This is a genomic window from Pseudomonas sp. B21-010, assembly GCF_024749325.1.
GTDB lineage: Bacteria > Pseudomonadota > Gammaproteobacteria > Pseudomonadales > Pseudomonadaceae > Aquipseudomonas > Aquipseudomonas kilonensis.
In genome coordinates this window covers 220,632-246,300 of record NZ_CP087198.1, presented here as the reverse complement: position 1 = coordinate 246,300, position 25,669 = coordinate 220,632, and the positions used below count along the sequence as shown (strand labels likewise).

General features: G+C 61.1%; 10 protein-coding genes. 6 read left to right on the top strand and 4 right to left on the bottom strand.

What is annotated here, in order from left to right; all coding sequences use genetic code 11:
• Positions 1–4 precede the first annotated feature (4 nt).
• Positions 5–1,354 (bottom strand): TolC family outer membrane protein, encoded by a 1,350-nt coding sequence (locus tag LOY50_RS01070; protein ID WP_214511046.1) that lies wholly within the window; start codon positions 1,352–1,354, stop codon positions 5–7.
• On the opposite strand from LOY50_RS01070, the gene LOY50_RS01065 reads away from it, so the two are divergent.
• The 4 genes from LOY50_RS01065 (at position 1,353) to LOY50_RS01055 (ending at position 19,625) form a co-directional block, all read left to right on the top strand.
• The gene (locus LOY50_RS01065; RefSeq protein ID WP_158265820.1) at positions 1,353–1,496 is read left to right on the top strand and encodes a hypothetical protein; all 144 of its coding nucleotides are present in this window, start codon (positions 1,353–1,355) and stop codon (positions 1,494–1,496) included. The genes LOY50_RS01070 and LOY50_RS01065 overlap by 2 nt on opposite strands.
• Positions 1,497–1,713: 217 nt before the next feature.
• The gene (locus LOY50_RS29000; protein ID WP_408980831.1) at positions 1,714–4,707 is read left to right on the top strand and encodes a beta strand repeat-containing protein; all 2,994 of its coding nucleotides are present in this window, start codon (positions 1,714–1,716) and stop codon (positions 4,705–4,707) included.
• A 20-nt stretch (positions 4,708–4,727) separates the two neighbouring features.
• Positions 4,728–19,145, top strand: coding sequence for a beta strand repeat-containing protein (locus LOY50_RS01060; RefSeq protein WP_408980830.1), 14,418 nt, complete (start codon positions 4,728–4,730; stop codon positions 19,143–19,145).
• A 141-nt stretch (positions 19,146–19,286) separates the two neighbouring features.
• A complete protein-coding gene (locus LOY50_RS01055) occupies positions 19,287–19,625 on the top strand; it encodes a hypothetical protein (protein ID WP_053161687.1) in 339 nt (112 codons plus the stop codon).
• A gap of 376 nt (positions 19,626–20,001) precedes the next feature.
• Here LOY50_RS01055 and LOY50_RS01050 read toward each other — a convergent pair whose 3' ends face one another.
• Positions 20,002–20,373, bottom strand: a complete 372-nt coding sequence (locus tag LOY50_RS01050; protein ID WP_258690153.1) for a DUF6124 family protein — start codon at positions 20,371–20,373, stop codon at positions 20,002–20,004.
• A gap of 485 nt (positions 20,374–20,858) precedes the next feature.
• Here LOY50_RS01050 and LOY50_RS01045 point away from each other — a divergent pair, with 485 nt between their 5' ends.
• A complete protein-coding gene (locus LOY50_RS01045) occupies positions 20,859–21,002 on the top strand; it encodes a hypothetical protein (RefSeq protein WP_253478692.1) in 144 nt (47 codons plus the stop codon).
• Positions 21,003–21,873: 871 nt separating this feature from the next.
• On the opposite strand, the gene lapD is transcribed toward LOY50_RS01045, so the two are convergent.
• Both lapD and lapG read right to left on the bottom strand, forming a co-directional pair.
• Positions 21,874–23,820, bottom strand: a complete 1,947-nt coding sequence (gene lapD / locus LOY50_RS01040; RefSeq protein WP_258690152.1) for a cyclic di-GMP receptor LapD — start codon at positions 23,818–23,820, stop codon at positions 21,874–21,876.
• A 14-nt stretch (positions 23,821–23,834) separates the two neighbouring features.
• Positions 23,835–24,458: a cysteine protease LapG gene (gene lapG / locus LOY50_RS01035; RefSeq protein ID WP_408980851.1), complete on the bottom strand. Its 624-nt coding sequence runs from the start codon at positions 24,456–24,458 to the stop codon at positions 23,835–23,837.
• Positions 24,459–24,729: 271 nt separating this feature from the next.
• On the opposite strand from lapG, the gene LOY50_RS01030 reads away from it, so the two are divergent.
• Positions 24,730–25,422, top strand: coding sequence for a GntR family transcriptional regulator (locus tag LOY50_RS01030; RefSeq protein WP_258690151.1), 693 nt, complete (start codon positions 24,730–24,732; stop codon positions 25,420–25,422).
• The last annotated feature ends 247 nt before the right edge of the window (positions 25,423–25,669 follow it).

Below are 25,669 nucleotides of genomic sequence, written 5' to 3'. Positions count from 1 at the left end.
GGACTCAATTCATCCCAGGCAACTGAACCTTGGGCTTCATGTCGTTCTGCACAACCGATGCCAACGGTGCGACCACACCCTGGCTTTTCAACAGCTGGCCCATGGTTGCCTTGATCCGGTACTGGGTGAACAGCTGCACATTCTTGATTTCCGCCAGGCGACGGGAAGCGCTGAACAGCTCGTTTTCGCTGTCGAGCAAGTCGAGCAGGGTCCGCTCGCCGAGGCTGAACTGCTTCTGGTAGGCGGTGCGCACGTTGGCGCTGCGATCCACGTATTGCTGGGCGACCGGCACCTGGGCGTTGGCGTTGTTCAAAGCGTTCCAGGCCAGGCCCAGCTCTTCGTTCAACTGGCGCAGCGCGTTGTTGCGAATGTCCAGGGCCTGGTTGGACAGGTACGACTTGGATTCCAGGTCCGCCTTGTTGCTGCCGCCGGCATACAGGTTGAAACGCATGCGCAGCATGGCTTGCCATTCATTGTTGTGACCGTTCTGGCCGTCCAGGTCGTTGTCGGCAGTGCGGCCCAGTTCGGCGTCGAAACGTGGGTAAAAGCTCGATTTGGCGGCTTCGTACTGTTGCTCGGTCGCGGCGATGTCGGCTTCGGCCGAACGCAGCACCGGGCTGTTTTCCAGCATCTGGGCGCGGGCTTCGGTCAGGTTGGCCGGCAGCAGCGCCAGAAAATCGGCTGGACGCTCCAGTTGATCAGGCAGTTGGCCGACGGCGCTGAGGTAATTGGTCTCGGCATCGGCCAGGTTGGTTTGTTCGGTGATCAGGTTGTTGCGGGCCTGGGCCATGCGCGCTTCGGCCTGGTCCAGGTCGGCGCCGCTGCCCACGCCGCGGGAAGTGCGCAGCTTGATCTGGTCGAAGATGCGCTCGTGGCTCTTGAGGTTTTCCTCGGCCAGGCGCACGAACTCGCGACGGGTCAGCACGTCCAGGTAGACCTGGGCCACCGTCAGACCGGTGCGCTCGGATGTGTCCAGCAACGAATAGGCACGGGCATTGACGGTGGCTTGTTGACGCCCAACTTCGCTGGACGTCGCAAAACCGTCAAAAACCATTTGCGACAGGCGCAGGCTCGACTCGCTGCGGTTCAGGGTTTCCCAATGATTGGTCCCGCCCGACCGGGTGGTGACGCTGTCGGTGCCTTCACGGCCGTATCCGGCTGCCAGGTCCACTCTAGGCAGGTAGCCGCCCTTGGCCGCCTTGAGTTGGTAATCCGCCGCGAGGCGACTGTTCACGCCGGCCTGGATTTCAGGATGGACATCCAGCGCCTGTTGCATGGCCTGCGGCAAGGTTTGTGCTTGTACGAAACTGGCGGCGAGGGCAAAGGGTAAAGCCTTGAACAGGTGCAGACGCATGGTGGATTTCTTCCTGAAACACTTGTCTTGGATCACAGCGAAACGTGGCGCTGCATCGGATGATGGCAACCGGAATGACCGTATGTCGGAAAGTTCAAAACAGGAGCTGGAACACGCACCGAAAGAACAGGTCGCCGCTTAAATATCAATGTGACATTACGCCAATGATTGTTTAGGATGGCCGGCTTAAGGTCAATAGTTTGGCACAAACAAAATGTTTGAAAAATCACAGTCAAAATATTGACACGCAAAAGCGTCAAATAACCTTACTTTGTGAAACATGAACGTCCAGACCGCTGCTGCCTACACGCTGCCGGGTCCATGGAAGTCTACTGAGCGTGGCACCCGGAGAGTCTTCAATGAGCAGTGTTATTGCCGTTGTCAAAAGCATTGTTGGTCAGGTTTTCGTCGTATCCCCAGAGGGCATCCGGCGCGTACTCATTGAAGGTGATCGCCTGTACACGGGCGATCAGTTGGACACTGGCCCTTCTGGCGCCGTCACATTGGATCTGGCCGATGGCCGCACCTTGGACCTGGGCCGCGATACCCAGTGGAGCGCCAATGCCCCGGACTCGTCCACCGATCTTGAACAGGCCACAGCCCAGGCCGCGCCGTCAGTAGAAGAGCTGCAACAAGCCATCGCCGCGGGCGTCGACCCGACGACCGCCCTGGAAGCCACCGCCGCCGGCGCAACTGCCGCAGGTACGGGTGGTGCCGCCGGTGGCGGCCACAGCTTTGTGGTGCTGGATGCCACCGCTGGTAGCGTCGACCCTACTGTCGGTTTCCCAACGGAAGGCCTTGCTGCGGCTGCCGCCACCGGTAACAACACCCTGGGTGGCGATACCACGGCCAATACGACCGCCAACGCCGTGCTCAATGCGACGATGACCCTGAGCGCCACGCCGACCCTGACCGAGGCCGGCGGCGTGTTGGTCTACACCGCGACCGTGACCCAGGCTCCGCAGACCAACCTGACCGTGACCTTGTCCAACGGCGCGGTGATCGTGATCCCGGCGGGTCAACTGACCGGCAGCGTCAACGTTCCACTCGCGCCGAATGACACGGTCTACAACGACCCAAGCCAGATCAGTGTGACCGTCACTGGCACCACCGGTGGCACTGGCATTGCCGTGACCGTGCCCACCACGCCGGCCGTGACCCAGATCACCGACACCATCGACACCACCACCGTCACCCTGACGGCGGGCAACACCGTGACCGAAGGCGGCCAGATCACCTACACCGCCACCCTGACCAACCCGGCCCAGACCCCGGTGACCGTGACCTTGAGCAACGGCTCGGTCATCACCATCGCCGCCGGCCAGACCACTGGCACCGTTAACGTCGAGACGCCAGCTAATGACGTCTACAACAACGGCAGCACCGTCAGCACCACCATTACCGGCGCAACCGGTGGCAACTTCGAAAACCTGGTGCCGAGCACCGCGCCTGCGGTCACCACGATTACCGATTCGGCGGATACCACTGGCCTGACCCTGACGGCCAGCAACACCATCACCGAAGGCGGCCAGATTACCTACACCGCGACCCTGACCAACCCGGCCCAGACGCCGGTGACCGTGACCTTGAGCAATGGCTCGGTCATCACCATCGCCGCCGGCCAGACCACTGGCACCGTCAACGTCGAGACGCCAGCCAATGACGTCTACAACAACGGCAGCACTGTCAGCACCACCATCACCGGTGCGACCGGTGGCAACTTCGAAAACCTGGTCCCAAGCACTGCGCCTGCGGTCACCACGATTACCGATTCGGTGGACACCACTGGCTTGACACTGAGCGCCAGCGAATCCATCACCGAAGGCGGTTCGATTGTTTACACCGCGACGCTGACCAACCCGGCCCAGACTCCGGTGACAGTGACCTTGAGCAATGGCTCGGTCATCACCATCGCTGCAGGCCAGACTACCGGGACCGTCAACGTCGAGACGCCGGCTAATGACGTCTACAACAACGGCAGCACGGTCAGCACTACGATTACCGGCGCAACCGGTGGCAACTTCGAAAACCTGGTGCCGAGCACTGCGCCTGCGGTCACCACGATTACTGATTCGGTGGACACCACTGGCCTGACACTGAGCGCCAGCGAATCCATCACCGAAGGCGGTTCGATTGTTTACACCGCAACGCTGACCAACCCGGCCCAGACGCCGGTGACCGTGACCTTGAGCAATGGCTCGGTCATCACCATCGCTGCAGGCCAGACTACCGGGACCGTCAACGTCGAGACACCGGCTAATGACGTCTACAACAACGGCAGCACCGTCAGCACCACCATTACCGGCGCAACCGGTGGCAACTTCGAGAGTCTGGTGCCGAGCACCGCACCTGCCGTTACTACGATTACCGATTCGACCGACACCACCGGCCTGACACTGAGCGCCAGCGAAACCATCACCGAAGGCGGCCAGATCACCTACACCGCGACTCTGACCAACCCGGCCCAGACGCCGGTGACCGTGACCTTGAGCAATGGCTCGGTCATCACCATCGCCGCCGGCCAGACCACTGGCACCATCAACGTCGAGACGCCAGCCAATGACGTCTACAACAACGGCAGCACTGTCAGCACCACCATCACCGGTGCGACCGGTGGCAACTTCGAAAACCTGGTCCCAAGCACTGCGCCTGCGGTCACCACGATTACTGATTCGGCGGATACCACTGGCCTGACACTGACGGCCAGCGAAACCATCACCGAAGGCGGTTCGATTGTTTACACCGCGACGCTGACCAACCCGGCCCAGACTCCGGTGACCGTGACCTTGAGCAACGGCTCGGTCATCACCATCGCTGCAGGCCAGACCACTGGCACCGTCAACGTCGAGACGCCGGCCAATGACGTCTACAACAACGGCAGCACCGTCAGCACTACGATTACCGGCGCAACCGGCGGTAACTTCGAAAACCTGGTCCCAAGCACTGCGCCTGCGGTCACCACGATTACCGATTCGGCGGATACCACTGGCCTGACACTGACGGCCAGCGAAACCATCACCGAAGGCGGTTCGATTGTTTACACCGCGACGCTGACCAACCCGGCCCAGACGCCGGTGACAGTGACCTTGAGCAATGGCTCGGTCATCACCATCGCTGCAGGCCAGACCACTGGCACCGTTAACGTCGAGACACCGGCCAATGACGTCTACAACAACGGCAGCACCGTCAGCACCACCATTACCGGTGCGACCGGTGGCAACTTCGAAAACCTGGTCCCAAGCACCGCGCCTGCGGTCACCACGATTACTGATTCGGCGGATACCACTGGCCTGACACTGAGCGCCAGCGAATCCATCACCGAAGGCGGTCGATTGTTTACACCGCGACGCTGACCAACCCGGCCCAGACGCCGGTGACAGTGACCTTGAGCAATGGCTCGGTCATCACCATCGCCGCCGGCCAGACCACTGGCACCATCAACGTCGAGACGCCAGCCAATGACGTCTACAACAACGGCAGCACTGTCAGCACCACCATCACCGGTGCGACCGGTGGCAACTTCGAAAACCTGGTCCCAAGCACTGCGCCTGCGATCACCACGATTACTGATTCGGCGGATACCACTGGCCTGACACTGAGCGCCAGCGAATCCATCACCGAAGGCGGTTCGATTGTTTACACCGCGACGCTGACCAACCCGGCTCAGACGCCGGTGACCGTGACCTTGAGCAATGGCTCGGTCATCACCATCGCTGCAGGCCAGACCACTGGCACCGTTAACGTCGAGACGCCAGCTAATGACGTCTACAACAACGGCAGCACCGTCAGCACCACCATTACCGGTGCGACCGGTGGCAACTTCGAAAACCTGGTCCCAAGCACTGCGCCTGCGGTCACCACGATTACTGATTCGGCGGATACCACTGGCCTGACACTGAGCGCCAGCGAATCCATCACCGAAGGCGGTTCGATTGTTTACACCGCGACGCTGACCAACCCGGCCCAGACGCCGGTGACCGTGACCTTGAGCAATGGCTCGGTCATCACCATCGCTGCAGGCCAGACTACCGGGACCGTCAACGTCGAGACGCAGGCTAATGACGTCTACAACAACGGCAGCACCGTCAGCACCACCATCACCGGTGCGACCGGTGGCAACTTCGAGAGTCTGGTGCCGAGCACTGTGCCTGCGGTCACCACGATTACCGATTCGGTGGACACCACTGGCCTGAGCCTGTCCGCGTCTACCGAAGTGGCCGAAGGCGGTTCCATCGTTTACACCGCCACCCTGACCAACGCCGCTGGCTCTCCAGTGACCGTCACCCTGAGCAACGGCGCCGTCATCAACATCGCAGCAGGCGCCACCACTGGCACCGTGACTGTCGACGCGCCAAAAGATGACGTCTACAAAGACGCTGGCAAAGTTGAAGTCAGCATCGATAAGGCCACTGGCGGTAACTTCGAGAACCTGGTTCCGAGCACTACCCCAGCGGTGACTGACGTCACTGACACTATCGACACCAGCACCGTTTCGCTCACCGCGACTTCAACTGTGGCCGAAGGTGGGACTGTCGTTTACACCGCGTCGGTCAACGCACCAGTCACTGATGCCCCGCTCGTCGTGACGTTGAGCAACGGCCAGACCATCACCATTCCAGTCGGTGCCAGCTCCGCTTCGGTGAACTTCGTTACACCAAACGACGCCCTCGCGGGCGGCGACAACCTGAGCGTGAAGATCGACGACGCCCAGGGCGGTAACTACGAAAAACTGGACATCGACGCCACTCCGGCCGACACCACCGTTACCGATGTGCAGGACACTACCGGCCTGACCTTGAGTGCAACCGATAGCGTCGCCGAAGGCGGCTCGATCGTTTACACCGCAACATTGACCAACGCCGCCGGCTCGCCAGTGACCGTCACCTTGAGCAACGGCGCGGTGATCAACATCGCTGCTGGCGCCACTACCGGCACCGTGACTGTCGACGCACCAAAAGACGACGTCTACAAAGATGCCGGCAAAGTTGAAGTCAGCATCGACAACACCACTGGCGGTAATTTCGAGAACCTGGTTCCGAGCACTACGCCGGCGGTGACTGATGTCACTGACACCATCGACACCAGCACCGTTTCGCTCACCGCGACTTCGACGGTGGCCGAAGGCGGCACCGTGGTTTACACCGCCTCGGTCAATGCACCCGTGACCGAAGCCCCGTTGGTTATCACCCTGTCGAACGGCCAGACCATCACCATCCCAGTCGGCGCCAGCTCCGCTTCGGTGAACTTCGTTACACCAAACGACGCCCTCGCGGGCGGCGACAACCTGAGCGTGAAGATCGACGGCGCCCAGGGCGGCAACTACGAAAAACTGGACATCGACGGCAAGCCTGCCGACACCACCGTCACGGACACTCAGGACACCACTGGCCTGACACTCTCGGCAACTGACACTGTGGCCGAAGGCGGCTCGATCGTTTACACCGCAACATTGACCAACGCCGCCGGCTCGCCAGTGACTGTCACCCTGAGCAACGGCGCGGTGATCAACATCGCAGCAGGCGCCACCACCGGCACCGTGACCGTCGACGCACCAAAAGACGACGTCTACAAAGACGCTGGCAAAGTTGAAGTCAGCATCGATAAGGCCACTGGCGGTAACTTCGAGAACCTGGTTCCGAGCACTACCCCAGCGGTGACTGATGTCACTGACACCATCGACACGTCGACTGTCAGCCTGACCGCAACGTCCACCGTCGCTGAAGGCGGCACCGTGGTTTACACCGCTTCGGTCAATGCACCCGTGACCGAAGCCCCGTTGGTTATCACCCTGTCGAACGGCCAGACCATCACCATCGCGGTCGGCGCCAGCAGTGGCAGCGTGAACTTCGTTACGCCAAACGACGCCCTCGCGGGCGGCGACAACCTGAGCGTGAAGATCGACGACGCCAAGGGCGGTAACTACGAAAAACTGGACATCGACGCCACTCCGGCCGACACCACCGTTACCGATGTGCAGGACACTACCGGCCTGACCTTGAGTGCAACCGATAGCGTCGCCGAAGGCGGCTCGATCGTTTACACCGCAACATTGACCAACGCCGCCGGCTCGCCAGTGACCGTCACCTTGAGCAACGGCGCGGTGATCAACATCGCTGCTGGCGCCACCACTGGCACCGTGACCGTCGACGCACCAAAAGACGACGTCTACAAAGACGCTGGCAAAGTTGAAGTCAGCATCGATAAGGCCACTGGCGGTAACTTCGAGAACCTGGTTCCGAGCACTACCCCAGCGGTGACTGATGTCACTGACACCATCGACACGTCGACTGTCAGCCTGACCGCAACGTCCACCGTCGCTGAAGGCGGCACCGTGGTTTACACCGCTTCGGTCAATGCACCCGTGACCGAAGCCCCGTTGGTTATCACCCTGTCGAACGGCCAGACCATCACCATCCCAGTCGGCGCCAGCTCCGCTTCGGTAAACTTCGTTACGCCAAACGACGCCCTCGCGGGCGGCGACAACCTGAGCGTGAAGATCGACGACGCCCAGGGCGGTAACTACGAAAAACTGGACATCGACGCCACTCCGGCCGACACCACCGTTACCGATGTGCAGGACACTACCGGCCTGACCTTGAGTGCAACCGATAGCGTCGCCGAAGGCGGCTCGATCGTTTACACCGCAACATTGACCAACGCCGCCGGCTCGCCAGTGACCGTCACCTTGAGCAACGGCGCGGTGATCAACATCGCTGCTGGCGCCACTACCGGCACCGTGACTGTCGACGCACCAAAAGACGACGTCTACAAAGATGCCGGCAAAGTTGAAGTCAGCATCGACAACACCACTGGCGGTAATTTCGAGAACCTGGTTCCGAGCACTACGCCGGCGGTGACTGATGTCACTGACACCATCGACACCAGCACCGTTTCGCTCACCGCGACTTCGACGGTGGCCGAAGGTGGGACTGTCGTTTACACCGCCTCGGTCAACGCACCGGTCACCGAGGCCCCGCTCGTCGTGACGTTGAGCAACGGCCAGACCATCACCATCCCAGTCGGCGCCAGCTCCGCTTCGGTAAACTTCGTTACGCCAAACGATGCCCTCGCGGGCGGCGACAACCTGAGCGTGAAGATCGACGACGCCCAGGGCGGCAACTACGAAAAACTGGACATCGACGGCAAGCCTGCCGACACCACCGTCACAGACACCCAGGACACCACTGGCCTGACACTCTCGGCAACTGACACTGTGGCCGAAGGCGGCTCGATCGTTTACACCGCAACATTGACCAACGCCGCCGGCTCGCCAGTGACCGTCACCTTGAGCAACGGCGCGGTGATCAACATCGCTGCGGGTGCTACTACCGGCACCGTGACTGTCGACGCACCAAAAGATGATGTCTACAAAGACGCCGGCAAAGTTGAAGTCAGCATCGATAAGGCCACTGGCGGCAACTTCGAGAACCTGGTTCCGAACACCACGCCGGCGGTGACTGATGTCACTGACACCATCGACACCAGCACCGTTTCGCTCACCGCGACTTCAACTGTGGCCGAAGGTGGGACTGTCGTTTACACCGCGTCGGTCAACGCACCAGTCACTGATGCCCCGCTCGTCGTGACGTTGAGCAACGGCCAGACCATCACCATCCCAGTCGGCGCCAGCTCCGCTTCGGTGAACTTCGTTACACCAACCGACGCCCTCGCGGGCGGCGACAACCTGAGCGTGAAGATCGACGACGCCCAGGGCGGCAATTACGAAAAACTGGACATCGACGCCACTCCGGCCGACACCACCGTTACCGATGTGCAAGACACTACCGGTCTGACCTTGAGTGCAACCGATAGCGTTGCTGAAGGCGGCTCGATCGTCTACACCGCCACTCTGACCAACGCCGCCGGCTCACCTGTCACTGTGACCTTGAGCAACGGCGCGGTGATCAATATCGCTGCGGGCGCCACCACCGGCACAGTGACCGTCGATGCGCCGAAGGACGACGTCTACAAAGACGCCGGCAAAGTCGAAGTCAGCATCGACAACGCCACTGGCGGTAATTTCGAGAACCTGGTTCCGAGCACCACCCCAGCGGTGACTGACGTTACCGACACCATCGACACGTCGACTGTCAGCCTGACCGCAACGTCCACCGTCGCTGAAGGCGGCACCGTGGTTTACACCGCTTCGGTCAATGCACCCGTGACCGAAGCCCCGTTGGTTATCACCCTGTCGAACGGCCAGACCATCACCATCCCAGTCGGCGCCAGCTCCGCTTCGGTAAACTTCGTTACGCCAAACGACGCCCTCGCGGGCGGCGACAACTTGAGCGTGAAGATCGACGACGCCCAGGGCGGTAACTACGAAAAACTGGACATCGACGGCAAGCCTGCCGACACCACCGTTACCGATGTGCAGGACACTACCGGCCTGACCTTGAGTGCGACCGATACCGTTGCTGAAGGCGGCTCGATCGTTTACACCGCAACATTGACCAACGCCGCCGGCTCGCCAGTGACTGTCACCCTGAGCAACGGCGCCGTCATCAACATCGCAGCAGGCGCCACCACTGGCACCGTGACTGTCGACGCGCCAAAAGATGACGTCTACAAAGACGCTGGCAAAGTTGAAGTCAGCATCGATAAGGCCACTGGCGGTAACTTCGAGAACCTGGTTCCGAGCACTACCCCAGCGGTGACTGACGTCACTGACACTATCGACACCAGCACCGTTTCGCTCACCGCGACTTCAACTGTGGCCGAAGGTGGGACTGTCGTTTACACCGCGTCGGTCAACGCACCAGTCACTGATGCCCCGCTCGTCGTGACGTTGAGCAACGGCCAGACCATCACCATTCCAGTCGGTGCCAGCTCCGCTTCGGTGAACTTCGTTACACCAAACGACGCCCTCGCGGGCGGCGACAACCTGAGCGTGAAGATCGACGACGCCCAGGGCGGTAACTACGAAAAACTGGACATCGACGCCACTCCGGCGAACACCACCGTTACCGATGTGCAGGACACTACCGGTCTGACCTTGAGTGCAACCGATACCGTCGCCGAAGGCGGCTCGATCGTTTACACCGCAACATTGACCAACGCCGCCGGCTCGCCAGTGACCGTCACCTTGAGCAACGGCGCGGTGATCAACATCGCTGCTGGCGCCACTACCGGTACCGTCACTGTCGATGCGCCAAAAGACGACGTCTACAAAGACGCTGGCAAAGTCGAAGTCAGCATCGATAAAGCCACTGGTGGTAACTTCGAGAACCTGGTTCCGAGCACCACGCCTGCGGTGACTGACGTTACCGATACCATCGACACCTCGACTGTCAGCCTGACCGCAACGTCCACCGTCGCTGAAGGCGGCACCGTGGTTTACACCGCTTCGGTCAATGCACCCGTGACCGAAGCCCCGTTAGTTATCACCCTGTCGAACGGCCAGACCATCACCATCCCGGTCGGTGCCAGTTCCGCTTTGGTAAACTTCGTTACGCCAAACGACGCCCTCGCGGGCGGCGACAACCTGAGCGTGAAGATCGACGACGCCCAGGGCGGCAATTACGAAAAACTGGACATCGATGGCACTCCGGCCGACACCACCGTTACCGATGTGCAGGACACTACCGGCCTGACGCTCTCGGCAACTGACACTGTCGCCGAAGGCGGCTCCATCGTTTACACCGCCACTCTGACCAACGCCGCCGGCTCGCCAGTAACTGTCACCCTGAGCAACGGCGCGGTGATCAACATCGCAGCAGGCGCCACCACCGGCACCGTGACCGTCGACGCACCAAAAGACGATGTCTACAAAGACGCCGGCAAAGTCGAAGTCAGCATCGACAACGCCACTGGCGGTAACTTCGAGAACCTGGTTCCGAACACCACGCCGGCGGTGACTGATGTCACTGACACCATCGACACCAGCACCGTTTCGCTCACAGCGACTTCGACGGTGGCCGAAGGCGGCACCGTGGTGTACACCGCCTCGGTCAATGCACCCGTGACCGAAGCTCCGTTGGTTATCACCCTGTCGAACGGCCAGACCATCACCATCGCGGTCGGCGCCAGCAGTGGTAGCGTGAACTTCGTTACGCCAAACGACGCCCTCGCAGGCGGCGATAACCTGAGCGTGAAGATTGATGACGCCAAGGGCGGCAACTACGAAAAACTGGACATCGACGGCAAGCCTGCCGACACCATCGTCACAGACACCCAGGACACCACTGGCCTGACGCTCTCGGCAACTGACACTGTCGCCGAAGGCGGTTCCATCGTTTACACCGCCACCCTGACCAACGCCGCCGGCTCACCAGTGACCGTCACCTTGAGCAACGGCGCTGTAATCAACATCGCTGCGGGCGCCACCACTGGCACCGTGACCGTCGACGCACCAAAAGACGACGTCTACAAAGACGCTGGCAAAGTTGAAGTCAGCATCGATAAGGCCACTGGCGGTAACTTCGAGAACCTGGTTCCGAGCACTACCCCAGCGGTGACTGATGTCACTGACACCATCGACACGTCGACTGTCAGCCTGACCGCAACGTCCACCGTCGCTGAAGGCGGCACCGTGGTTTACACCGCTTCGGTCAATGCACCCGTGACCGAAGCCCCGTTGGTTATCACCCTGTCGAACGGCCAGACCATCACCATCGCGGTCGGCGCCAGCAGTGGCAGCGTGAACTTCGTTACGCCAAACGACGCCCTCGCGGGCGGCGACAACCTGAGCGTGAAGATCGACGACGCCAAGGGCGGTAACTACGAAAAACTGGACATCGACGCCACTCCGGCCGACACCACCGTTACCGATGTGCAGGACACTACCGGCCTGACCTTGAGTGCAACCGATAGCGTCGCCGAAGGCGGCTCGATCGTTTACACAGCAACATTGACCAACGCCGCCGGCTCGCCAGTGACCGTCACCTTGAGCAACGGCGCGGTGATCAACATCGCTGCTGGCGCCACCACTGGCACCGTGACCGTCGACGCACCAAAAGACGACGTCTACAAAGACGCTGGCAAAGTTGAAGTCAGCATCGATAAGGCCACTGGCGGTAACTTCGAGAACCTGGTTCCGAGCACTACCCCAGCGGTGACTGATGTCACTGACACCATCGACACGTCGACTGTCAGCCTGACCGCAACGTCCACCGTCGCTGAAGGCGGCACCGTGGTTTACACCGCTTCGGTCAATGCACCCGTGACCGAAGCCCCGTTGGTTATCACCCTGTCGAACGGCCAGACCATCACCATCCCAGTCGGCGCCAGCTCCGCTTCGGTAAACTTCGTTACGCCAAACGACGCCCTCGCGGGCGGCGACAACTTGAGCGTGAAGATCGACGACGCCCAGGGCGGTAACTACGAAAAACTGGACATCGACGGCAAGCCTGCCGACACCACCGTTACCGATGTGCAGGACACTACCGGCCTGACCTTGAGTGCGACCGATACCGTTGCTGAAGGCGGCTCGATCGTTTACACCGCAACATTGACCAACGCCGCCGGCTCGCCAGTGACTGTCACCCTGAGCAACGGCGCGGTGATCAACATCGCAGCAGGCGCCACCACCGGCACCGTGACCGTCGACGCACCAAAAGACGATGTCTACAAAGACGCCGGCAAAGTCGAAGTCAGCATCGACAACGCCACTGGCGGTAACTTCGAGAACCTGGTTCCGAGCACTACCCCAGCGGTGACTGACGTCACTGACACTATCGACACCAGCACCGTTTCGCTCACCGCGACTTCAACTGTGGCCGAAGGTGGGACTGTCGTTTACACCGCTTCGGTCAACGCACCAGTCACTGATGCCCCGCTCGTCGTGACGTTGAGCAACGGCCAGACCATCACCATCGCGGTCGGCGCCAGCAGTGGTAGCGTGAACTTCGTTACGCCAAACGACGCCCTCGCCGGCGGCGACAACCTGAGCGTGAAGATTGATGACGCCAAGGGCGGCAACTACGAAAAACTGGACATCGACGGCAAGCCTGCCGACACCACCGTCACAGACACCCAGGACACCACTGGCCTGACGCTCTCGGCAACTGACACTGTGGCCGAAGGCGGCTCCATCGTTTACACCGCCACTCTGACCAACGCCGCTGGCTCGCCTGTCACTGTGACTTTGAGCAACGGCGCGGTGATCAACATCGCTGCTGGCGCCACTACCGGCACCGTGACCGTCGACGCACCAAAAGACGACGTCTACAAAGACGCCGGCAAAGTCGAAGTCAGCATCGACAACGCCACTGGCGGTAACTTCGAGAACCTGGTTCCGAACACCACCCCAGCGGTGACTGATGTCACTGACACCATCGACACGTCGACCGTCAGCCTGACCGCAACGTCCACCGTCGCTGAAGGCGGCACCGTGGTTTACACCGCCTCGGTCAATGCACCCGTGACCGAAGCTCCGTTGGTTATCACCCTGTCGAACGGCCAGACCATCACCATCCCGGTCGGTGCCAGTTCCGCTTCGGTGAACTTCGTTACACCAAACGACGCCCTCGCCGGCGGCGACAACCTGAGCGTGAAGATTGATGACGCCAAGGGCGGCAACTACGAAAAACTGGACATCGACGGCAAGCCTGCCGACACCACCGTCACAGACACCCAGGACACCACTGGCCTGACGCTCTCGGCAACTGACACTGTGGCCGAAGGCGGCTCGATCGTCTACACCGCCACTCTGACCAACGCCGCTGGCTCGCCTGTCACTGTGACTTTGAGCAACGGCGCGGTGATCAACATCGCTGCTGGCGCCACTACCGGCACCGTGACCGTCGACGCACCAAAAGACGACGTCTACAAAGACGCCGGCAAAGTCGAAGTCAGCATCGACAACGCCACTGGCGGTAACTTCGAGAACCTGGTTCCGAACACCACCCCAGCGGTGACTGATGTCACTGACACCATCGACACGTCGACCGTCAGCCTGACCGCAACGTCCACCGTCGCTGAAGGCGGCACCGTGGTTTACACCGCCTCGGTCAATGCACCCGTGACCGAAGCTCCGTTGGTTATCACCCTGTCGAACGGCCAGACCATCACCATCCCAGTCGGCGCCAGCTCCGCTTCGGTGAACTTCGTTACACCAACCGACGCCCTCGCTGGCGGCGACAACCTGAGCGTGAAGATCGACGACGCCCAGGGCGGCAACTACGAAAAACTGGACATCGACGGCAAGCCTGCCGACACCACCGTTACCGATGTACAGGACACTACCGGCCTGACCTTGAGTGCAACCGATAGCGTTGCTGAAGGCGGCTCCATCGTTTACACCGCCACCCTGACCAACGCCGCTGGCTCACCTGTCACTGTGACCCTGAGCAACGGCGCCGTCATCAACATCGCTGCGGGCGCCACCACCGGCACCGTCACTGTCGATGCGCCAAAAGACGACGTCTACAAAGACGCTGGCAAAGTTGAAGTCAGCATCGATAAAGCCACTGGCGGCAACTTCGAGAACCTGGTTCCGAGCACCACGCCTGCGGTGACTGACGTTACCGATACCATCGACACCTCGACCGTGAGCCTGACCGCAACGTCCACCGTCGCGGAAGGCGGCACCGTGGTGTACACCGCCTCGGTCAATGCACCGGTCACTGATGCCCCGCTCGTCGTGACGTTGAGCAACGGCCAGACCATCACCATTCCGGTTGGCGCCAGCAGCGGCACCGTGAACTTCGTGACACCAAACGACGCCCTCGCTGGCGGCGACAACCTGAGCGTGAAGATCGACGACGCCCAGGGCGGCAACTACGAAAAACTGGACATCGACGGCAAGCCTGCCGACACCACCGTCACGGACACCCAGGACACCACTGGCCTGACACTCTCGGCAACTGACACTGTGGCCGAAGGCGGCTCCATCGTTTACACCGCTACCCTGACCAACGCCGCTGACTCGCCTGTCACTGTGACCTTGAGCAACGGCGCCGTCATCAACATCGCCGCCGGCGCCACCACTGGCACCGTGACCGTCGATGCGCCAAAAGACGATGTCTACAAAGACGCTGGCAAAGTTGAAGTCAGCATCGACAAGGCTACTGGCGGCAACTTCGAGAACCTGGTTCCGAGCACCACGCCCGATGTTACCGACACCATCGACAACACCACCGTCAGCATCACCGGCAGCACGTCGGTCACCGAAGGCCAGGCGGCCACCTATACCGTCAGCCTGACGAACCCGGCGCAAACCGAGGTGACGCTCAAGATCGTCTACAGCGGCACCGCCGCCGATGGCACGGACTTCACCGGTGTCTACACCGTGAAGATCCCGGCCAACGCCACCAGCGCCACCTTCAACGTGGCAACGCTGGACGACAAGATCACCGAAGGCACCGAAAACTTCGTGGTCAAGATCGACTCGGCCACCGGTGGCAACTTCGAGCACCTGGCGGTCAGCGGCACCAATGGCAGCGTCAGCACCTCGATCATCGACAACGATGCGCCACCGGCACTCGACCTGGACGCCAACAACTCCAGCGGCAAGACCGGCGCCGATTACCAGGTGACCTTCACCGAAGGCACCACCGGCCCGGGCGTGTCCATCGCCGACACCGACCTGAGCATCACTGACCCGGACAGCACCATGCTGACCGGCGCGACCATCGTGCTGACCAACCGTCAGCCTGGCGATGCGCTGAACCTGGGCAACAGCGTCAACGGCATCAGCATCAACGCCAACAGCACCGACGGCAAGGTCGTCCTGACGCTGACGGGCAATGCGACGCTGGCCGACTACATGCAGCAGATCAAGAACATCAGCTTCATCAACAACAGCGAAGATCCGAGCACCGTACCGCGCATCATCACCGTGACGGTGACCGACGGCGCAAGCTACTCCAACACCGCCACCACCACCGTGAACGTGGTCGGGGTCAACGACGCGCCAGTGGCCACTGGCGGCGCGGTGACCGGTACCGAAGACACTTCACTGCTCCTCGGCTGGTCGACGTTCGGCATCAGCGACGTGGACAGTTCCGCCACCAGCCTGGGTGTGAAAATCACCGAGCTGCCGGCCGATGGCAAGTTGCAGTATCTGGACGGTGCAACCTGGAAAGACGTGGCCAACAACCAGACCTTCACCAAGGCTGACATCGACGCCGGCAAGCTGCGCTTCACTCCGGACGCCAACGAATCCGGCGCCAATGGTTATGTTGGCAGCAGCACGGGCAACAACCAGGCCGACTACGCACAGGTCAAGTTCCAGCCAACCGACGGCCAGGCACTGGGCAATACCAGCACCGTGAAGATCGACATCACGCCAGTCGCCGACGCACCGACCCTCAACGTGGCCGGCAACAACGTGACCTCCACCGGTTTGATCAAGGAAGTCTGGACCGGCCTGTCGGGCCTGGGCACCGATGGCAGCGGCGCGCCGTCCGGCACGCTCAAGTCGGTGATCGATGCCGCCGGCACGCCGAACAGCAGCACCAACGTGACCAACGTGCAGTCCGACGGTAACGTGAACGTGGGCACTGCGTCGAAAACCTCGGGCCTGATTTTCCTCGAAGCCGGCAAGACCTACACCTTCAGCGGCACGGGCGATGACAGCCTGCTGGTCACCATCGGCGGCAAAACCGCCGCGGCAACCACTTGGGGTGCGGGCGGCCAGTTGAACGGTTCGTTCACCCCGACCACCAGCGGCTACTACACCCTGGACATCTACCACCACAATCAGCACGGTGTCGGTAGCTATGACGTGAACCTGTCGGTCAACGGCGGCACGCCTGTAGACCTGAGCAGTGCCGGCGTGCCGCTCTACACCGGCGTGACCGACCTGGCGAATGCTGGCGTGACCGTCTCCGACCTGCACGGCACCAACGGCGAAGGCTACTACGACGGCTTCAAGCTCAACGAAGGCGCCGAAGGCACCAGCGTGCACCTGTCGAAAATCACCACCGCCCTGACCGACACCGACGGCTCCGAAAGCCTGAGCGTGAAGATTGGCGGCATGCCGGAAGGGAGTGTGCTGAGCGACGGCGTGGGCCACTTCGCGACCGTGGGCAGCAACGGCGAAGCATCGGTCAGTGGCTGGAACCTGGGCAGCCTGACCCTGACGCCGCCGGCCTATTACAACGGCCAGCTCAATCTGACCGTGACCTCCACCTCCACCGAAGCCCTCGGAGGATCGGCAACCACCACGGCGCAGATCCCAGTCACCGTGTACCCGGCGACCTACAACGCCATCACCGCCACGGCGGGCAGTGACAACGTCACCGGCACCGACGGCAACGACATCGTCGTCGCCGACATTGGTGGGCTGACCGTAGTGCCGGGCGTCAACTACAACATCGCCTTCATGGTCGACAGCTCCGGCAGCATGAGCGACTCGTCCATCGCCGCGGCCAAGGCCTCGCTGACCTCGGTGTTCAACACCCTCAAGCAAAGCATGGGCAGCAACGCCGGGACGGTGAACATCTTCCTGGCGGACTTTGATAACCAGGTGAACAAGACGGTCGCGGTCAACCTCAACGACCCGAACGCCTTGACCCTGCTCAAAGGCGTGCTCGACTCGATGGTGTCGGGTGGCGGTACCAACTACGAAGACGTGTTCAAGACCACGGCGAACTTCTTCAACAGCACCCAGGCCTTGAACAATACCGGCGCGAAAAACCTGACGTATTTCATTACCGACGGCAAACCGACCTTCTACCAGACCGGTGAACAGACCAACCCGACCTTGTACGGCACCGTCAAGCTCGATGATGTGCTGAGCGCAACCAACTACACCGTCGGCAAGTACTACACCCAGACGATCGACGGCACGCACAAGTACACCATCTACGAAAACGGTGAGATGTACCTGTCGACCAAAAGCGGAAAGAATTGGACCGACAGTTATGTGGGCACGGTGCATGCCGAGGGCAATGGCACTTTCGAGCTGTCGAACCTGGGTGGCAACGGTTATTCCGATTACTGGAACTACCTCGACGCGGCAGCTGGCTCATCCGCCAGCTTCACGCTGCTCAAAGGCTTGAGTACCGTCGAAGCCATCGGCCTGAACAGCGATGTGACCCTGAACGACCTCAAGCCCTACGATTCGGACTCGACGCCGCAGACCAACATCGACCCGAACAACCTGGCCAACTCGATCATCGGCCACACCGAAGCGACCCTGCCGGGCTCCGACACGGTCAACGGCGGCAGCGGCAACGACATCCTGTTCGGCGACCTGGTGAGCTTCAACGGCGTTACCGGCGAGGGCTACCAGGCCCTCCAGGCTTTCGTCGCCCAACAGAACGGCGTGGACGTCAGCAAGGTCACCACCAGCAACGTGCACCAGTACATCACCGAACACTACACCGCGTTCGATGTGTCCGGTGCCCACGATGGCAATGACACCCTGCTGGGCGGCGCCGGCAACGACATCATTTTCGGCCAGGGCGGCAACGACACGCTCGACGGTGGCAAGGGCAATGACATCCTGCTCGGTGGCACAGGTAACGACACACTGATCGGCGGCCAGGGCAATGACACCCTGATCGGCGGCCTGGGCGGCGATACCTTTGTCTGGAAGTCCGGCGACACCGGCACCGACGTCATCAAGAACTTCAACGCCGGCGAAGGTGACCGGATCGACCTGCGGGATCTGTTGCAGGGCGAAAGCGGCAGCACCATCGACCACTTCCTGAAAATCAGTACGGTCGATGGCGTGTCGTCACTGCAGGTCAGCACTTCCGGCCAGTTCAATGCGGCCAACGGTGCCGCAGCGACGCCGGACGTGACGATCAAGCTCGAAGGCAACAACTGGTCGAACGTGAACCTGAACTCGTTGATCGCCGGCAGCGACCCGACCATCAAGGTCGATCACAACAACAGCTGATCGGGCCCTCACGGCCGCCCTTCACAGGGCGGTCGTGCATGGCTGCTCCCAGGATGACGATTTCGTCTCCACCCTCCATACTCCCCCACAGTTGGCCTATGCTGCCCAGCATGACGCCGCTTCATACATGAGGGATGCCCGATGTTTTATGTGCAACGCGATGCACAAGGCCTGCTGGTGCGCGTAGAAGCCACCGCTTATGCCGAGGCCACCGAAACCTTGCCGGCCGACAACCACGAGATCCAGGACTGGTTCGCCAACCAGGCAGTGGAAAACAGCCTCAAGCAGCTCAAGCAGAGCGACCTGGAGATGATCCGGGTACTCGATGACTTGATCCAGGTGCTGACCAGCAAAGGCGTCATCCGTGTCACCGACCTGCCAGCCGCAGCCCAGGCCAAGCTGATGGACCGCACCCAGGCCCGGGAAGCCTTGGGCGGGTTGAGCCGGTTGATCGATGATGATGAGAAGGGGTTGATCTAGGCCTGGTTTCATCGGTGTCGGAACGGCCCTCATCGCGAGCAAGCTCGCTCCCACAATGTTTGCCGTTGATCAAACTGTGGCGAGATGGCTGGAAAGCTTTTGTGGCGAGGGAGCTTGCTCCCGCTTGAGTGCGCAGCGCTCATCGCTTTTTTGGGGCCGCTGCGCGACCCAGCGGGAGCAAGCTCCCTCGCCACAGGTTCGTGCAGTACCCAAAAACCTTGTGGGTATCCAACATCACCGCAAACTGACCCTCCGCCATCGCGAGCAGGCTCGCTCCCACAGTTGATTGGTGTTGATCTCGATATTCGGTTCGACACAGATCCAATGTGGGAGCGAGCCTGCTCGCGATGGCAATGGTCAATCCACCGCAGGCCTGTCAGCCCGCCGCTTGAACCTCCAGCCGATCCATCGCCCGCTCTACCAACAAATGCACCCCATCGGCCATTCGGCTGATCGCCAGGATCACGCTGCGGCGTGAGCCGCCGACGTCATCAGCCAGGTCGGCGGCGATGGCGCTGATGGACAGCAAGTCTTCGGAGGCATTGGCCAGGAGGGTTTCGGTGTCGATGTCTGGGGAGACCATGAAGAGTTGGGCGGTTTGGGTTTTTCCCGAGGCTTCATCGGTTGGTTTGGGATTGAGGTAGTAGTCGAGGACGCGTTCGGCGGCTTCGTCGAGTTTTTTGGATTTCGAGGATTTTTCAGAGCCGTTGCCAGGGCTTCCTGGCGGATTTGGTGTGACCTTGAACATGAGAAATACCCTAAACAGTAATTAGTTGGGAACCGTCACCGTTCGCTTGCACGCGAATTAGGGTGGCGGCCGTACGCAGGTGTGCAAGACCGGGCCTGTTTAGGACACCCAGCAGATCCAAGGATCTCCTGCGTGCAGCCGCCATAAAGCCAGTGGGCAGAAGAAAGCCCCTGAGCGATGTAGCGTCGCATCCTAAACAGTTTCTTCGGACTTGCACGTCCGTGTCACCGTTTTTTCAGTGACAAACCCAGACTAGCCACGAGGCTGACGCCGGACAAGTTCACCAAGTTCGCTACAACTCGAAGGAAATCTCCTAGGACGTTACTTTTAGAGGGGGTGTATATCCGTTTTTGCGGTAACGGCCACTTAGGGTTCCGCCCTGACGGCGGGTCACTTTCGAAAAGCGCGAAAGTAACCAAAGCGCTCATGCCCCACCACTTGGCACCTCGCTTAGGCTCGGTGTGCCCTCACTCCGGCATTGCTCCGTGGGCCGCCGCGAAGGGCCATCCATGGCCCAGCGCGGCTACCTCGGCATCCATGCCGAGGTGCCCACTGCGCAATGCCTGCGTTCGGCCAGCGTGGTTAATGGGGCGCCCGAGATCAACGTCCACCACGAGGCGGCCTTATAGCCGACCTGGTTCTTGGTCGGACCGCGTTTCTCCTGTGGGAGCGAGCCTGCTCGCGATGAGGCCGGCAAGCCCGACATCCATATGACTGAACCACCACCACCGCCATCGCGAGCAAGCTCGCTCCCACACAGGTTTTTGGTCGTTTAGAAGATCCGTAATCCACCGCCGGTCCCTGTGGGAGCCGAGCTTGCTCGCGATGGCGGTGGGTCTGCTTGCACTAATGCTGAATGTACCGCCGCCTTCGCGAGCAGGCTCGCTCCCACAATAGGATCGAAGTACGGCCGAAAGAACCAGGTCGGCTATCAGGCCGCCTCGCGAGCAAGCTTCGCTCCCACAGGTCCTGCTCAAACAGAGCTGATGGGTGTACGACCGGGAGAGTCAGGCCGGCTGTAAGGCCGCCTCGCGAGCAAGCTTTGCTCCCACAGATCCTGCTCAAACAGTCCTGATGGATGTACGACCGGGAGAATCAGGCCGGCTGTAAGGCCGCCTCGCGAGCAAGCTTTGCTCCCACAGATCCTGCTCAAACAGATCTGACGGGTGTACGACCGGGAGAGCCAGGTCGGCTACTAGGCCGCCTCGCGGTGGACGTTGATCTCGGCGCCCCGTTAACCACGATGGCCGAACGCAGGCATTGTGGAGTGGGCATCCCGGCATGGATGCCGGGATAGCCGCGCTGGGCCATGGATGGCCCTTCGCGGCGGGCCCACGGAGCAATGCCTTCGTTCGGGCATGCCGAGCCTAGGCGAGGCACCGAGTGGTGGGGCAAAGCGCTTTTGGTTACTTTTGGCGCTCTTCCAAAAGTGACCCGCCGTAAGGGCGGAACCCTAAGCAGCCGTTACCGCAGAAACGGATATGTACTCGCGCAAAAGTCTCAATCCCAACGCTTAGGCTCACCCACCAACTGCCCCTGAACCCCAAACAACCCCATCTCCCGAATCACCGCCAACTCCCCCTCCGTCTCAACCCGCTCAGCAATCAACGGCAGGTCAATACTGTGAGCCGCCCGCTGAATCGCCTCGATGAACAAGCGCTTATCGCTCTCCTGATCAATCGCACGAATGTAGCTGCCATCGATCTTCAGGTAAGCCAACCCCAACCGCGACAAGTTGCCAATCATGCTGAATCGCCCACCAAAACGCTGCAGGCTCAAGGAGAAGCCCAACTCACGCAGACGCCGGGTCAACTGCTCCAGCACCGCTTGCTCCGGCAGTTGCTCTTCACCAATCTCCAGGGTCAGGCGCGACCCAAGGTTGGAATGCGCCCGCAGGATCTCAAAGATCTTGTTCAGCGCCTGCGGATCGGCCAAGGTCGCCGAAGACAGGTTCAACGCCAGGGATTGCTCATGCCCGGCCATTTGCCTGAGCACTTGCTCAAGCATCAAGCGGTCCAGGCGCGCAGTCCAGCCGAAGCGCTCCAACCAAGGCAGGAAACGCCCGGCGGGGATGGTCTGGCCCTGCTCGTCCAACAGCCGCGACAGCACTTTGTAATGCAGCACCACCTGGGTGTCCTGGGCGGCCACCACCGGCTGGAAATACAGTTCGAAGCGCTGATGACTCAGAGCCTGATCGAGCAAATTGTGCCAGGCATGGTGATCATCACCGACACTGGCCGACGCGCTGTGGTCCAGGCAAGCCCAACCCGGTTCGCCCTGGCTTTCGGCCTGGGCCAGGGCCTGGTCGCCGAGCTGCAGCACCGCTTGCGGCGAGTCGCCATGGACGAACGGCGCCAGCCCGATGGAGGCCACCGACGCCACATCCGTCGCGCCGGTCGCATGCAGGCTCGCCAATGCAGCCTCAAGGTTCTGCGCCAGTTGCAGCGCTTCCTCGCGTACCAGCCCAGGCGCCAGCACCGCGAATTCCCCGCCGCGAATACGCGTGACCAGGTTGTGGGTTTCCGGATACCGCGCGCACTCACGCAGCAATTGCTCACCCACGGCCTGGAGCAACTGGTCGGTGCGCTGCCCGCCCAACCGCTGGTTCAAACCGGCCAGGTCCTTGACCCGCAACAACAGCAGATAACCGGAACTGGCCTGCTCCGGGTTGCTCACCCGGGCATTGAGCTGCATTTCAAAATAGCGCCGGTTGGCCAGGCCCGTGAGGTTGTCCTGGTAGGACTCGACCCGCAGTTTCTCGCTGCGCTCGGCCTGCTCCTGGAACAGTGCCTTGAGCTTCTCGACCATCTGGTTCATCGCCTGCACCACGCGGCGCAGTTCAGGCGTGCGCGGCAGCTCTGGCAGGCTCAGGAACTCGCGACGGGCGATGGCATGGGACTGATGCACCATGTAGTCCAGCGGCTTGAGCTGGCGCCGCAGCAGCAAGGCCCCCAGCACCGCGCTCACGGCGCCACACAGCAAAAGCCAACCCAGGCTGCCCAACGCGCTCTGCCACAGCTTGGCGAGGGCGAACATCGGGTGGCTGACCACTTCAACCCGCGCCGCCTGCTCCCAGCCGCGGCTGACGATGGCATCGCCACCGGCCGGTTCCAGGCCGATCAGCTTGACGAACCATTGCGGCACGCTGCCGGCGTCCGGCGTGCCGGTGCGCTCGACGAGGGTCTTGTCGGTGGCCACGTCGACCACGCGGATGCTGGCGTAGTAGCCGCTGTCGAATATCGAGCTGACCATCAGCTCCACCATCGCCGGGTCGTCGATGTTCGGCGTCAGCGACAGGGCCAGCGCCGTGGCAGCGTCCTGGGCGTGGGAGCGCAACTGGTTGACGTACTGGGTCCGCGAGCTCTCCAGGCTGACCATGAAGCTGCCGCTGAAGGCAACCACCAGGAACAGACAGATAGCGATCAACAGCTGTTTGAACAAGGACATCTGAGCGCGCGCTCCTAGTTAGTCGTCTCGACCGGAAAACCTTCGGCCTGCATTTTCTTCAACACATCCTGCCACCGGGACAGGCGCTTGGTATCACTCACTTTCTTGTTGCCCTTGGCGCCCGGCAGCCACAGCCCTTCGGCATTGAAAGAGTAGACCGGGAGCAAGTCGGTTCGCTGGCTGGCCGGCAGGATGCCGTCGATCAGGCTGTCGAGTACCAGCGGCATCGCCTCGGGCGTGGCGTAGTAGGTGAGCACCATGTGCGCACGGTTCTGCCGCAAGGCCTTGACGTAGGTGATGCGCAGCTTGTCACTGGACACCCCGAGATGACGCAGGCTGAAATACTTGGCGATGGCGTAGTCTTCACAATCGCCAGCGCCCTTCCACAGGGCCTGGATCGGGGTCTCCCAGTAGTCGACCTCGCGCCACAGGTCGATGTCTTCCACGTAGCGCACCTGTTTGTTGAAAAACAGGTTCACCACCTTGAGCTGTTCCAGTTCCGGGATCTGTTTCTGGGTCGCCAGCAATTGCTGCCAAGCGTCGATCCGTTGCTGCCCTTCGCCCAGCGGCCCATATAACGCTTGCGCCCGCCGACTGATCTGCGCAAAGTCCCAGTCAGCCTGCAAGCCACCCAGCATCAGGCCCGCCAGCAACAATGCCGAACACAGCCAGCGCAAGGACCTGAGGACAGGGAACGGTGCAGCCAAGGGAAATACGTCCGAAAAGGGTCGTTGGAAATTCGTTGGATGGTGACGCCTGGCCCACTAAAAGACAATGGCAAGGTGCAATCACCGCATGCAGACTAAACTTTAGTTCAGGAACCTCCGGTCGAGAGACTTTGACGGTTCGCTAACCTGTAACTACCGTGTGCCTGGATCCAATTTTTACTACCAATCAGGGTACGTTGTCGTGACACAGAAGCCCAAACCACTCAGCACGATCCAGGTCAACGGCCCCATCCCGGCCGACCAGGCACGCTCGATCATCGAAGAGTCTCTGCGCGAGGCCATCCTCGATGGACGCCTGCCTTGCGGTACTGCCCTGCGCCAGCAGGAACTGGCCGACCTGTTCGGCGTGAGCCGCATGCCGGTGCGCGAGGCATTGCGCCAGCTCGAAGCACAGTCACTGCTCAATGTGGTTCAGCACAAGGGCGCCGTAGTGGCACCGTTGATCACCAACAACGCGGTAGAAACCTACGCCCTGCGCTCGGTCCTGGAATCGTTCGCCTTGCGCCTGTCCATTCCGCTGCTCGATGACAACGACCTGGCACTGGCCGCCCAGTACATCGAACAGCTGGAAACGGAAACGGATCACGCCCAGATCGGCAAGCTCAACCGCCTGTTCCACATGTCGCTTTATCACAAGGCACCCAACAGCAAGCTGCTGGACCTGATCGAGCGCGAGCTCAATGAAGAAGAGCGCTTCCTGCGCTTTCATCTGTCATCCATGGGGCTGGGCAAGTTGAGCCAGGACGATCATCGCGCGCTGCTCGATGCCGCGTGTGCCAAGGACATCGATAAAGCCGTCGTATTGCTGGAGCGGCACCTGGAAAAAGCCTCTGTCACCATGCGCCGGTATCTGGAACAGTCGTCGAATCCTTGATCCCGCCTCGACGGTCCAGCTGGCGTAAAAACTTCTTACATATCCTTCCGACTCACTTGTCGCCTGCGCGGCGCGGCCTGGCCGTGGCCGCGACTCGTCGTCCCATCAGTTCAATGGCACTGCCATCGATTTGGGCTCACTCTTGCGCTTGTCGATTCAAAACAGACCTGAAGAAGTCAACGCCTGGCTGAGGCCAGACGAATCGAAGCCAATACGCAAGGAGCGTCGTCCAACCGGCGGGATGATC

What these genes read in the sequence shown, in the direction of transcription:
- LOY50_RS01065 (WP_158265820.1), top strand. Translation starts at nt 1,353, where the DNA reads ATGGTGGATTTCTTCCTGAAACACTTGTCTTGGATCACAGCGAAACGT.
- LOY50_RS01070 (WP_214511046.1), bottom strand. Translation starts at nt 1,354, where the DNA reads ATGCGTCTGCACCTGTTCAAGGCTTTACCCTTTGCCCTCGCCGCCAGT.
- LOY50_RS29000 (WP_408980831.1), top strand. Translation starts at nt 1,714, where the DNA reads ATGAGCAGTGTTATTGCCGTTGTCAAAAGCATTGTTGGTCAGGTTTTC.
- LOY50_RS01055 (WP_053161687.1), top strand. Translation starts at nt 19,287, where the DNA reads ATGTTTTATGTGCAACGCGATGCACAAGGCCTGCTGGTGCGCGTAGAA.
- LOY50_RS01050 (WP_258690153.1), bottom strand. Translation starts at nt 20,373, where the DNA reads ATGTTCAAGGTCACACCAAATCCGCCAGGAAGCCCTGGCAACGGCTCT.
- lapD (WP_258690152.1), bottom strand. Translation starts at nt 23,820, where the DNA reads ATGTCCTTGTTCAAACAGCTGTTGATCGCTATCTGTCTGTTCCTGGTG.
- lapG (WP_408980851.1), bottom strand. Translation starts at nt 24,458, where the DNA reads ATGCTGGGTGGCTTGCAGGCTGACTGGGACTTTGCGCAGATCAGTCGG.